The organism is Pyxidicoccus sp. M6, assembly GCF_055568925.1.
Window position 1 is genome coordinate 7,739,741 of the sequence record NZ_CM145714.1, and the last position, 12,315, is coordinate 7,752,055.

Below are 12,315 nucleotides of genomic sequence, written 5' to 3' on the forward strand. Positions count from 1 at the left end.
GATTCAAAGGTGTAGGGTTAGCGGGATTCCTTTGAGGAGGACGATGTCGCGCGTACTGGTCATTGACGACAGCCCGATGCTGGTGGAGCTCACCGTACGGGCCCTCACCGCCGCCGGCTACCAGGCGAGCGGCGCGCAGGACCTGGCCAGCCTCGACCAGAAGCTCACCGAGGGGCCGTTCGCGCTCATCCTCATGGACGTGAACATGCCGGAGATGTTCGGCGACGACGTCGTCGAATACCTCCGCCGACAGAAGAACGTCACGGCCAAGCTGGTGCTGTACTCCGACATCCCGGAGGCGGAGCTGGCCGGCAAGACGAAGGCGTCCGGCGCGGATGGCTACATCCTCAAGAGCGGCGGCCTGGAGGCCGTGCTCGGCGGCGTCATGGGGCTCATCGGACCTCCGGCGCTGGGCGTGCCCACCGCCGTACCCGGGGCACCTGCCGCCGCCCCCGCCGCCGCACCGCAGGCTCCCGCCGCCTCGGCCGCGCCCGCCCCCGCCGCGAAGCCGGCCGCCACGGGCGCGCGCAAGCCGCGCATCCTCATCGTGGATGACAGCGAGATGACGGCCCGCATCATCGAAGCGGACCTCGTGTCCAAGGGCTTCGAGGTGCACGTGGCCGACACCGCGGACAAGGCCACGAAGATCATCCTCAAGAAGCAGACGCGTCCGGACCTGGTGCTGCTGGACGTGCGGATGCCCAACGTGAATGGCGAGCAGTTCTGCCGCTTCATCAAGAGCAACAGCCTCTTCAAGGGCATCAAGGTGCTGCTGTGCTCCGGTGAGAATGTCGAGGAGCTCCAGCGCATCTGCCGCGAGGCCGGCGCCGACGGCTACATCCCCAAGGACGCGGTGATGGGGAACCTCGTGGCCAAGGAGCTGATGCCCACGGGCAACGAGTAACGCAACGGTGGAGTAACGAGGCTGCTGAGCCAGCCCCGCCCCTCTTCCGACCGCGCCTCGACGCGTCTACCTGCGCCCCGCGGCGTTCTCGCGCTCCTCCAGCCCGCGCGCGAAGTTGCCGATGACGAGCCCCGGCCGCGCCGCCTTCAGCCGCTGGAGCAGCGTGCGGATGCCCACGGGCTCACCACCCGCGCCCTTGTCTCGCGCCACCTCCAGGTACTGAATCGGGTCGATGCACAGCGAGCGCGTCTGCACCTGGTCCACGCGGTACTTCTTCACCAGCCGCTCCAGCGCCTTCACCTCGCCCTCGCGGTCCGTGACGCCGGGGAACAGGAGCAGGTTCAGCGCGAGGTACGCACCGCGCTCACGCGCCAGCGCAATGGACGCCTCCACGTCCTCCCAGCCGTACTTCACCGGCTTGTAGTAGGCCTCGTAGAGGTCCTTCACCGCCGAGTTGAGCGACACGCGGATGGCGTCCAGCCCCGCGTCGAACAGCGCCACCAGCCCCTTCGTGAGGCTGGCGTTGGTGTTGATGTTGATGGAGCCCTTGTCCGTGTGCGCGCGCATGAAGCGGATGGCTTCCGCAATCTGCTTCCAGCGCGTGAGCGGCTCACCCTCGCAGCCCTGCCCGAAGCTGACCATGGTGCGGCCCGGCGCGTGCTCCAGGTGGAACAGGCCAATCTGGCCCATCTCCTCGCCGGTGGGCCCGTCGTCCATGCGCTCGTGCGACGCGGGCGGCCCGTCCGCGGGCTGGTCTGAGATGCAGCCCACGCAGCGCGCGTTGCACATGACGGACGCGGGGATGGCGGCCTCGTCCCGCACGTAGAACGTGTTCTGCGACGTGAAGCACCGGTAGATGAGCGCGCACGTCTTGAGCTGCTTCAGCACGCGGTTGTCGGGGAAGCGCTCCATGTGCTTCTCCACCAGCGCCTTCATGTCCGGCGTGGAGTAGCGCTCCGGGTCCCAGTGCGCGCGGCGGTCCGTGTGAATGGCCCACGCCACCGGCCCGTCATCCACCCACGCGGCCGCGGTGTACGCCCACTGCGGCAGCACCGGTCCGCTGCCCTTCACCTCACCGGGGAGGAACGTGCGCGTGTAGCCCGGTGGCAGCAGCGCGCCCACTGCATTGGGCACGAATGTCTTCCCGCCAACCTTCATCTCCCGCACCAGCTCCAGCTCGCCCGTCTCCGGGTGGAGCCCCACGGGCAGGCGGCCGGGCAGGTGCACCAGCCTTCCGGCCGACGGCAGGGGAATGGGCTTGTCCTGGGGCGGCACGAGCTCCTCGCCGCTGCGCAGCGTGGCGAGCAGGTAGGGGTGCTCCATCACCTTCCCCTTCGGGTCGGCGAACAGCAGCTTCGGTGCGGACGTCATGTCTTCCTCAACTACCACCTGCCTCGCGTTTCTTCGACGCTGAAGCACCGCGAGACGCATTGCATTCAACGCCACGCGTCATACGTCAGGGGTTATTCCCTCTCAACGAAGTCATGCGTCCGGCTACCGGGCGCGGCTTGATTCCGGACGGCTTTTGTATAGGGTCCGCGCGTTTTCAAGACCCCTTTTGGAGGCAGCCGTGATCGTCGGAGTTCCCAAGGAGATCAAAACCCGTGAGTACCGCGTCGGCATGGTTCCGGCGGGCGTGCGCGCGCTCACGAGCGCGGGCCACACGGTGCTGGTCGAGACGAACGCCGGCGTTGGCTCCGGCATCCCGGACTCGGAGTACCAGCGCGTCGGCGCGCAGATTGTCGCCAGCGCGGACGAGGTCTGGAAGCGCGCGGAGATGATCGTCAAGGTGAAGGAGCCTATCGCGCCCGAGTACGAGCGCATCCAGCCCGGGCAGATCATCTACACGTACTTCCATCTGGCCGGCGTGGACCCGGAGCTGACGAAGACGTTGATCAAGAAGAAGGCCGCGGCCGTCGCGTACGAGACGCTGCAGCTGGATGACGGCAGCCTGCCGCTGCTCAAGCCCATGTCCGAGGTGGCCGGGAAGATGGCCATCCAGGTGGGCGCCGCGTGCCTGGAGAAGGCGCACGGTGGCAAGGGCATCCTGCTGGGCGGCGTGCCCGGCGTGCGCCGCGGCCGCGTCACCGTCATCGGCGGCGGCGTGGTGGGCCTGTGCGCCGCGAAGGTGGCGGTGGGCATGGGCGCCGAGGTCACCATCCTCGACGTCAACCTGGAGCGCCTCACCTACCTGGACGACGTGTTCCTCGGCCGCGTCAGCGTGCTGGCCTCGGACACGGAGAGCATCGCCAAGTCCGTGCGCGAGTCCGACCTCGTCATCGGCGGCGTGCTCATCCCCGGCGGCAAGGCCCCGAAGCTCGTCTCCGAGGCCCTCATCTCCGAGATGGGCGCCGGCTCCGTCGTCGTCGACGTCGCGGTGGACCAGGGCGGCTGCATCGAGACCTGCAAGCCCACCACGCACGACAACCCCACGTTCACCGTCCACGGCGTCGTCCACTACTGCGTGGCCAACATGCCCGGCGCGGTGCCGCAGACGTCCACGTACGCGCTCACCAACACCACCCGCCCCTACGCCCGCAAGATTGCCGACATGGGCCTGGTGGAGGCCGTGAAGTCCGACCGCGCCCTGGCCCGTGCGATGAACACCTACAACGGCCACGTCACCTACGAGGCCGTCGCCAAGGACATGGGCTACGACTACGTGCCCCTGACGGACGCGCTCGCCGGCCGCAAGTAGGCCCACCGAGCGGCCAATCGAGCAGTGCCCGGCGGGGAGGTTCGGATGGCGACATCCGGCCTCCCCGCTCGTTATTCACGGTGGGGAATAACTTCTCCCGTCCGGCGTCTTGCGTTCCCGAAGCGGGCGTGCGGGCGGGTGTCGCAGGGATGCCGTTGTTGCCCAGTCTGTTCCCATGCATACATTGATGGGCAGGCGACAACTCATTCCCCAATTGTTTCGGGCCCTTGGAAGGCGGGACATGTTGGACTTCAGGCAACCCAACCGAACGAAGCAGGAATTCGAGGAACTGGCGCTGGCCCATCTGGACCCGCTCTATTCCGCGGCCCTTCGGCTGACGAAGAACGAGCGCGATGCGGAGGACCTCGTCCAGGACACCTGCATGCGGGCCTACCGCTTCTTCGACAAGTTCGAGCGGGGCACCAACATCAAGGCCTGGCTGTTCAAGATCCTCACGAACACGTTCATCAACCGGTACCGGCGCAAGGTGAAGGAGCGCACGGTGGTGGAGGGCGTGGAGCGCGAGGCCGTGCACGAGCGCTTCGTGAGCCGGGACGCGACGGACTTCGCGGCCAACCCGGAGCAGTATTTCTTCGACCGCCTGCTGTCGGACGACGTGCTGCGCGCCATCGACGCGCTGCCCATCGACTTCCGGCTGGTGGTCATCCTCGCGGACCTCCAGGAGTTCTCCTACAAGGAGATTGCGGAGATTCTCGAGTGCCCCGTCGGTACGGTGATGAGCCGCCTGTTCCGCGGCCGCAAGCTCCTGCAGAAGAACCTGAGGGAGTACGCGGAGGGCCAGGGCGTCTTCCGGCATGATGGTGAGCCGGTGAACGCTCCCGCGGACCTGGAGGAGTACCGCAACAGGAAGAAGACGGGGTAGAAACAGGTTCCACCCGCGCGCCCATGACCTGCCAGGAACTCGAACGGCTCCTCTATCCGTACCTCGACGGCGAATTCCAGCCCGGGGAACGTGCGGACCTCGAAACCCACCTCTCCGGGTGCGCTGCATGCCAGCGCCGCGTGGAGGAGGAGCAGCAGATGCAGCAGGCGCTGCGGCGGGCCGCGCGCCACTCCGTGCAGCAGATGCGGGCCCCCGCGTCGCTGCGCGCGGGCATCGAGGTGGGGCTCAGGCAGCAGCAGCGCCGCGCCCAGTACGGTGTGTGGCTGCGTGCGGGCGCCATGGCCCTGGTGGTGGTGACGGTGGGCGGAGGCTGGGTCGCCTACCAGGCGCAGCAGCAGCAGCGCCTCGCCCGCCGCGAGGCCATCCAGCGCCACAACAAGGTGCTGCCCTTCGAAATCGCCTCTGCCTCGCCCGAGCAGATGGAGCAGTGGTTCAAGGGCAACGTGGACCCTCGCGTCACGGTGCCGCAGTTCCCCAAGGCCAAGCCGCTGGGCGGGCGCATCTCCATCCTCAACGGCAAGGAAGTCGCGTACATCAGCTACGAGACGCTGCCGGAGAACGAGGGTGAGCCGAGCCGCCGGCTGGGCGTCTTCGTGCTCCCCGACGACAGCGAGGCAGCCGCCCCGAAGGTGCAGGCGCTGAAGGCCGTCGAGGTGGACTCCGCGCAGGGCTACAACGTCGTGACCTGGCGGGACGACGAAATCGTCTACGAGATGGTCACCGACATGGACGAGGACGACATCCGCCGGCTCCTCGCGGAGCGCGACAACGGTGGCGCCCTGGCCCGCAAGTCGGAGCCCCAGCAGTCCGAGGAGCGGCTCTTCACGCCCGCGCCCGCGCAGCACTCGCGCTCGTCCGTTCCCTTCGAGAAGACGTCGTACCCGCGCTGATCCGCGCGTCGCGCTCGCGCTCCCGTCCCTTCCGTTGCCTTCGAGACGGTGACGTCGCCGCGCTGAATCAGGCCGCTACAGGTCCCCGCAAACGTCGGCTGCCTGACGCCTGCCCGCTCGACGGGCGGGCGGATTTCCGTCTGGCCCGAACATTGACGCTCCCGTGTATGGCCGATAGCCTCGACGGCGAATTCATATTTCGCGCGCTGCCGCCCGAGGGTTGCCCACGCGCGCGCCGCACCGCAGGACGGGCCGTCCTTCCATGTCCAAGAAAATCCTGATCGTCGAAAAGAGTGACTCCGGCCTCGCAGGCACGCTGCGCCCCGCGCTGGAGGCACGCGGCTTCACGGTGGAGGACACCTCCGACGGCAAGAACAGCGTGGAGCAGATCCGCCGGGACAGGCCGGACCTGACCATCATCGCCGTGGAGCTGTCCGCGGGACAGAACGGCTACCTCATCTGCGGCAAGCTGAAGAAGGACGACGACCTCAAGAACGTCCCCATCGTCATCGTCGGCAACCCGGACGGCTTCGCGCAGCACCGCAAGCTGAAGGCGCACGCGGACGAGTACGTGGCCATGCCGGTGGACGCCAACCTCCTGGTGGAGCGCGTGGGCGCGCTCATCGGCTTCCCGGAGCTGCCGGCGGCCGAGGACGTCGTGGACGAGAGCCTCACGCTGGACGCGCTCGGCGACGAGCCGATGACGGCGGACTTCGGCGAGGAGATTTCCGTCGACACCGGCGAGGAGGCCGCGGTGCAGGGCGAGGAGCTGGACCTCGACGCGGCCTTCAGCGACATGTCCGCGCCGGAGAACGAGCCCTCGATTGACGAGGAGCCCGTCGTCGCCCCGCCGGAGGCGGTGGTGGAGGGCGTGGAGGAGGACTTCTCCTCGCTGGACGCGCTCGGCTCGGACGCGGATGACGCGCTCGACGCGCTGGATGACTCGGAGAAGACGGTGGTGGGCTTCATGCCCCCGGCGCCGCCGGAGCCCGTGCGCCCGCCGCCGGAGCCCGTGCGTCCCCCGCCCGAGCCCGTCCGCGCCGCGACGCCCGCCCCCGTGGCCACGCCCGCGCGCACGCCTCCTCCGGCCGCGCGCCCCACGCCGGCTACCGCGCCCGCCGCGGCTCCGGCCATGTCCGCGGCGGACGCGGCGGAGCTGCGCAACCTGCGCGCGAAGGTGGCCGAGCTCCAGGGCGCGCTCACCGACGCCAACGGTCAGGCCTCGCAGGCCGAGGACCGCGTGCGCGAGCTGGAGGCCGAGCTGGAGAGCAAGGCCACCGAGCTGGAGACGGCGCGCGCGGCCAGCGGGAAGAACGACAAGGACACCTTCGCCCTCCGGGATGCCGTCAACAAGCGGGACAAGGAAATCCTCCGCCTGAAGACGGAGCTGAACCAGAAGGACCAGGAGATTGTCGAGCTCAAGGACCAGCACCTGGAGCTGGAGCAGAAGGCCAGCACCGCCGAGTCCGAGATTGCTCGCCGTGACGCGCAGATCAAGACGCTGACCACCAAGGCGGACACGCTGGCGGCGGAGCGCAAGCGCGTGGATCAGCAGCTCGCCGCCGCGAAGGAAGAGGCTCGCGGCGCCAACGCGCAGCTCACCGCGCTCCAGGCGGAGCTGGACCAGCACCAGGCCCACGCCCAGGCACTGGGCGCCGAGGTGGAGGAGCTGCGCGGCCGCACCGGCCAGCTCGAGGCGGACCTGCAGGCCGCCCAGGAGGAGGCCGAGAATCTGCGCGGCCAGGTGGACGCCGCCCAGCGCGAGGCCGAGTCCCTGCGGGCACAGCTCGAGGAGGCCAACATGCAGCTCTCCGAGCATGGCACCCGCGCGGCCGAGGAGGCCGAGTCGCTGCGCAAGCGCATCAGCGAGCTGGAGGCCGCCGCGGTGCGCGACGAGGAGCGCGTGACGAAGCTCTACGCGCGCATCAAGAACGACGAGAAGCTGCGCGAGAAGACGAAGAAGGCGCTCGCCATCGCCCAGCAGCTCCTCGACGAGCCCGCGTCCTCCGTGGCCGACGCGGACGAGGCCGCAGCCTGAAGTCCTCCGGTGCGTCCCCCGGGCCCTGAATGCAGGGCCCGGAGTTGATGCCCAGCGCCGCGCTCCGCCCTACCCCTGCTTCTTCGGAGCGGTCTTCTTCTCGTGCAGCTTCTTCGCGAAGCCCTGCACGGCGGCGGGCACGTTCTTGTCGCGAGCCAGGTCCTTCAGCTCGGCGTCGCGGAACGCGTTGAGGAACTTCATGGTGACGGTGAGCGGCACCTTGGGGTTCTTCACCAGCGCCAGCTTCACCTTGTGGTTCTTCGTCCACTCGCGGTTGTTGTAGATGACGCGCAGGACGTCATCCATCATCGCCTTGTTGGCCGCGCAGGACAGCACCTCGCCGTCGGTGATGCGCGGGCTGCGGATGACGGCCACCGCCACCAGCTTGTTGGTCTCCCGGATGAGCGCGCCGCGGGCCTCCTTGTTGCCCAGCGTGGCGAGCTTGATCTTCTCCGCGATGGACATCTTCATGATCTTCTGGGCAAGGGTCAGCTTCTTGCCCTCCTCCATGGGGGCGGCGTCCTCCTTCGCCACCTCCTCGAACTCCTGGAGGATCTGCTCGGCGGTGGGCCCTGGGTCCGGCGGGGCCTCGGCGGCCGCGGGGCCAAAGAGGCGCACGCGCGCCGCCTTCATCTGCGGCACGTCCGCGAGCATCATCCCGCTGCGCACCGCGAAGTCGCAGACGCTGTCGGTGAGCGACACCGGCACGTTGGGGTTGATGCAGAGGTTGCGGAGGATGTCCTCGTGGCGCAGCAGGCGGAGCTGGTTCTGCCCGATGATTTCCGCCAGCTTCGCGGAGCAGTCCTTCGCCACGTCGGCCACGGCCTCGTCGGGGGTGCTGGCGTTGAGGACCAGCATCTCCGCGTAGGTCTCCTTGCCCTTGAGCAGGCCGAGGAAGTAGCCCAGCACGGGCGGCTGCACCTCCTCGTCGCGCGTGGCGGAGCCGAGAATCTTGTCCGGGAGGCCGGCGGCCGTCTTCGCCGCCGTCTCGCGCACGCCGGCGTCCGGGTCGAACGTCAGCATGAAGAGCGCGCCGAGCATGTCCGACGGGCTGAGCGGCACCAGAGACTTGGCCGCCATCATCCGTAGCGGCACCGGCGCGGCCGGGTCCACGTGCTTACGCAGGTTGGGCGGCAGGAACTCCGCGTTGAAGGGACACCCGGGCGGCGGCGCTGGGACTGCGTTGGGGACGGCGGTGGTCATGACGCGTGATTCCTTCCGTAGATGATGCGCAGGCCCTCGAGCGTGAGGAACTCGTCCACCTCGTGGATGGCCTTGGACTCGCTGGCCACGAGCGGCGCCAGGCCTCCGGTGGCGACGACGCGCACCGGGAAGCCGAGGTCCGCCTGCATGCGCGCGCAGATGCCGTCCACCAGCCCCACGTAGCCAAAGACGAGGCCGGACTGGATGGAGTGCACCGTGTTGCGGCCGATGACGTGCGGCGGCCGCGCGAACTCCACGCGCGGCAGCTTGGAGGCGTTCTGGAACAGGGCCTCCATGGCGATGTTGATGCCGGGGCAGATGGCGCCGCCGAGGTACTCGCCCTTGGGCGACACGGCGTCGAAAGTCGTGGCGGTGCCGAAGTCCACGACGATGATTCCCGAGTGGTGCTTCTCGAAGGCGGAGACCGCGTTGACGATGCGGTCCGCGCCCACCTCGCGGGGGTTGTCGTAGAGGATGGGCATGCCCGTCTTCACGCCGGGCCCGACGAACATGGGGCGCGTGCGGAAGTAGCGCTCGCTCATCTTCTCCAGGTTGAACTGGAGCGGCGGCACCACGCTGGACACCACCACCGCCCCCACCTTGTTCGGGTCGATGCCGCTGTGGGTGAAGAGCTGGCGGACGAGGATGCCGTACTCGTCCGAGGTACGGCGGGTGCTCGTCTCCACACGCCAGTGGTCCAGGAGGCGCCGGCCTTCGAAGACACCCAGGACGGTGTTGGTGTTGCCAACGTCGATGGCCAGGAGCATCACGACGCGCACTCTACCGCGAAGGCGGGCCCCACGAATCTCCCACCTCCGGAGCCAGGGGGGCGCTACCGGGGACGGACCGGCTTGCGGGGGCGGAGCTGCTCCACGTCGCCCGCGAGCACCCGCTCGAGCGAGCCCCCCTCCGTCCGCACCAGCAGCGCGCCGGACGGGTCGATGTCCTCGGCCCGCCCGCGCAGCTCCTGCCGGTCCGTGCGCACCAGCACGTCCTGCCCCAGCGTGGAGGACAGCGCCTTCCAGCGGGCGCGCACCGGGTCGAAGCCCTCGTCGAGGTAAGTGTCCAGCCACTCCTCCAACCGGCCCCAGAGGGCGGCGGCGAAGCGGGCGCGCGGCACGCGCTGGCCGCTGGCGAGGGCCAGGGAGGTGGCCGTCTCGCGCAGCTCCTCGGGGAAGTGCTCGGCCTGGGAGTTGAGGTTGACGCCCACGCCCACAATCACGAAGTGCACGCGCTCGGGCTCGGCGGACAGCTCCGTGAGGATGCCCGCCACCTTGCGGCCGTCGAGGTGGACGTCGTTGGGCCACTTGATGGCGGCCTCCGTCTTCCAGTCGCGCAGCGTCTCGGCCAGCGCCACGGCGGCCACCAGCGTCAGCTCCGGGGCGCGCTGCGGTGGCAGCTCCGGGCGGAGGATGGCGGAGAAGTACAGGTTGAGGCCCGGCGGCGACACCCACGCGCGGCCCCGGCGGCCCTTGCCGGCCGTCTGCTGCTCGGCCACCACCACCTCGCCGTGCTCGGCGCCGTCCTGCGCCAGCCGGAAGGCCAGCTCGTTGGTGGAGCCCACCGAGTCGTGGTGGTGCACGGTGCGGCCCAAATCATGCGTCGTCAGCAGCGGGGCCAGCTCCAGCGAGGTGAGCCGGTCCGGCACCTCCAGCAGGCGGTAGCCCCGGGCGGACACCGCCTCGATGCGGTACCCCTTGGTGCGCAGCGCCTCCACGCGCTTCCACACGGCGGTGCGGGACAGGCCCAGCTTGCCGGAGAGCGCCTCTCCAGAGGTGTAGTCGCTGCCGCTCTCGGAGAGGAAGCCCAGGATGAGCTCCTCCTGCGTCTGCTCGGCCGAATCGACAGGCATGAAAGAACCCTCGGAAGAAACGCCAGGGTACGGAGGGGCGGCCGGGCTTTCAACCCGCCACGTCTCCCCCCGTCCCCTCCCCGTCCCTCCGGAGGGCTTTCAGCCGGCCGGAGCGGGCGCGGGAGGCGTCCGTCCGCCGCCCTGGCCATCCGCGAGCGTCCAGGCCGTGAGCTCCATGAGGACCTGCGGGGTGCGCTGGCCGTCCTTCGCCTCCACGGAGATGTCCAGGCGGACGATGCCCACGCCGGGGGCGAAGGTCATGGTGTTCACCAGGGTGGCGTTGGCATCCATGCGGTTGCGGCCCTCCACCTGGACGCAGCCCTGGAAGGTGCCGGCGGGCGCCTGGCACGTCACGCCGACGCCGAGGATGCGGTAGCGCTCCGTGGACGAGACGGACACGACGTTGGTCCACGCGTGGCCCTCCTCCAGCGGCCCCCGCAGCAGGTAGCGCTTGTCGTCGCGCAGGCCGTAGGCATCCACCGCGAGGCGGCCCCGCTGGTTGTCGATGAAGTAGCCGTCCTCCTGCCCGAGGATCTCCACCGTCACCTGCTTGTTGGCGATGCCGTTGAGGCGGTACGTCCAGCGGTTGCCCACCGCGAGCGGGTAGTACTGGGCCACGTTGTCGGTGGTGGACGACGCCTTCGGCGCGGTCTCCACATTCTTCGAGCAGCCGCTGCCCAGCACCAGGGTGGCCGCCATCAGGGCTGCCACCGCCACACCGAATGAACGCTTCATCAGGTTGTCAGTCCGCGTGACCCGTGCCACGCGCCTCCGCCGTCGCATGCTTGCGCGAAGCGTAGAGCGTGTCCAACGCCTGCTGCGCCGCGGCCTGCACGGCGGGCGCGTCGTGGCCCTGCGCCACCGTGTAGAGGTACGCCTCCGCCTCCGGGCCGCCAATCTCGCCCACGGCGAAGACGATTTCCTGCACGAAGCCGAGGTCCTTGCCCCGCGCCAGGTCGATGAGCACGGGCACCGCGGAGCGCGCCTTCATCTCCACCAGCGTGCCCATGGTCTTCCGCAGGGAGTCCGCGTCGGTGGCTTCCTTCAACTGGTCGATGAGCAGCGGCGCGGCGGCCGGGTGACGGCGCTCCGCCAGCGTGCGCAGGGCGACGTTCCGCGTGGGCGGGTCGTTGGCCCGCAGGTCCTGAACCAGCACCTCGTCGGAGCGGTCCAGCGCGGCGAGCTGCAACGCGGCGGAGCTCGTCACCTGACGCAGCACGCTCTGCAGCGCCTCGCGCATGGCCTTCTGGCGGCCCGCGGGCGAGTCCTCCTCGACAGGGGCCTCGCCCAGGCCGACCACTTCGTATTGCTGCGGGAGGTCGCCGCCGAAGCGCTCCAGGGTGAGGCTGCCGCCGACCTCGGCGTAGCTGCGGGGGTCTCCGTCCTTCAGCACCTCGCGGGTGAAGGGCACGTCCAGCGTCAGGCGCCAGGGACGGACCTCACTGGGGGCGTCGTCCGACTGTGGCTCGAAGCGACCGGAGGCCTTCAGGGCATCGGTGAGGAGCACCGCCACACCTTCAGGGGCGAGGCCCAGCAAGGCGTTGTCCTTCACCGTGGAGCCGGAGACCTCCACCGGCGCCACCGGGTAGCGCGGCGCCTGCGAACGGCAGGCACCGAAAAGGACGACGCAGGAGGCGAGCACCAGGGCCGGCTTCATCGCCCCTTCAGGTTAACACCCGGAGAGCGACGGCGCCGACCATTCCCCGCACGGCTGGCGCTCCCCGCCGGCTCTGGCAGGCAGTGGAGCGGTTCGGAGGCGTCTGTCGGCGCTCGGCTGCTTGTCGCAAGTGGAGGCGTCCGGAGGCGTTTCACCACGCGCCCGGACG

Annotated in this window: 11 protein-coding genes; 5 read left to right on the forward strand and 6 right to left on the reverse strand. The window is 69.5% G+C overall.

Annotated elements, in window-relative coordinates:
- The first annotated feature begins 43 nt into the window (after positions 1 to 43).
- A complete protein-coding gene (locus ACVTJA_RS30450; protein ID WP_465825019.1) occupies positions 44 to 904 on the forward strand; it encodes a response regulator in 861 nt (286 codons plus the stop codon).
- 66 nt (positions 905 to 970) lie between these two features.
- Here ACVTJA_RS30450 and ACVTJA_RS30455 read toward each other — a convergent pair whose 3' ends face one another.
- Complete coding sequence (locus ACVTJA_RS30455) at positions 971 to 2,275, reverse strand: radical SAM family protein (protein ID WP_465825020.1); 1,305 nt, start codon at positions 2,273 to 2,275, stop codon at positions 971 to 973.
- Positions 2,276 to 2,474: 199 nt separating this feature from the next.
- Here ACVTJA_RS30455 and ald point away from each other — a divergent pair, with 199 nt between their 5' ends.
- From ald to ACVTJA_RS30475, 4 genes are all read left to right on the forward strand, one after another.
- Positions 2,475 to 3,602: an alanine dehydrogenase gene (ald, locus tag ACVTJA_RS30460; protein WP_465825021.1), complete on the forward strand. Its 1,128-nt coding sequence runs from the start codon at positions 2,475 to 2,477 to the stop codon at positions 3,600 to 3,602.
- A 241-nt stretch (positions 3,603 to 3,843) separates the two neighbouring features.
- Positions 3,844 to 4,485, forward strand: coding sequence for a sigma-70 family RNA polymerase sigma factor (locus ACVTJA_RS30465; protein ID WP_169349934.1), 642 nt, complete (start codon positions 3,844 to 3,846; stop codon positions 4,483 to 4,485).
- Between the two features lie 23 nt (positions 4,486 to 4,508).
- Positions 4,509 to 5,396, forward strand: coding sequence for an anti-sigma factor family protein (locus ACVTJA_RS30470; protein ID WP_465825022.1), 888 nt, complete (start codon positions 4,509 to 4,511; stop codon positions 5,394 to 5,396).
- Between the two features lie 262 nt (positions 5,397 to 5,658).
- A complete protein-coding gene (locus tag ACVTJA_RS30475; protein WP_465825023.1) occupies positions 5,659 to 7,434 on the forward strand; it encodes a response regulator transcription factor in 1,776 nt (591 codons plus the stop codon).
- 69 nt (positions 7,435 to 7,503) lie between these two features.
- Here the strand turns inward: ACVTJA_RS30475 and ACVTJA_RS30480 are convergent, their stop codons facing one another.
- The 5 genes from ACVTJA_RS30480 to ACVTJA_RS30500 all read right to left on the reverse strand — a co-directional run bounded on the left by ACVTJA_RS30480 (position 7,504) and on the right by ACVTJA_RS30500 (position 12,146).
- Positions 7,504 to 8,637: a hypothetical protein gene (locus ACVTJA_RS30480; protein WP_465825024.1), complete on the reverse strand. Its 1,134-nt coding sequence runs from the start codon at positions 8,635 to 8,637 to the stop codon at positions 7,504 to 7,506.
- Positions 8,634 to 9,404, reverse strand: coding sequence for a type III pantothenate kinase (locus tag ACVTJA_RS30485; RefSeq protein WP_465840547.1), 771 nt, complete (start codon positions 9,402 to 9,404; stop codon positions 8,634 to 8,636). Before ACVTJA_RS30485 ends, ACVTJA_RS30480 begins: the two co-directional genes overlap by 4 nt.
- A gap of 65 nt (positions 9,405 to 9,469) precedes the next feature.
- Entirely contained in the window at positions 9,470 to 10,489 is a 1,020-nt protein-coding gene (locus ACVTJA_RS30490; protein ID WP_465825025.1) for a biotin--[acetyl-CoA-carboxylase] ligase, read from the reverse strand.
- Positions 10,490 to 10,588: 99 nt separating this feature from the next.
- On the reverse strand, positions 10,589 to 11,254 hold the full coding sequence (locus tag ACVTJA_RS30495) for a hypothetical protein (RefSeq protein ID WP_465825026.1): 666 nt from the start codon (positions 11,252 to 11,254) through the stop codon (positions 10,589 to 10,591).
- On the reverse strand, positions 11,232 to 12,146 hold the full coding sequence (locus ACVTJA_RS30500; RefSeq protein WP_465825027.1) for a HEAT repeat domain-containing protein: 915 nt from the start codon (positions 12,144 to 12,146) through the stop codon (positions 11,232 to 11,234). Before ACVTJA_RS30500 ends, ACVTJA_RS30495 begins: the two co-directional genes overlap by 23 nt.
- Positions 12,147 to 12,315: the final 169 nt, after the last annotated feature.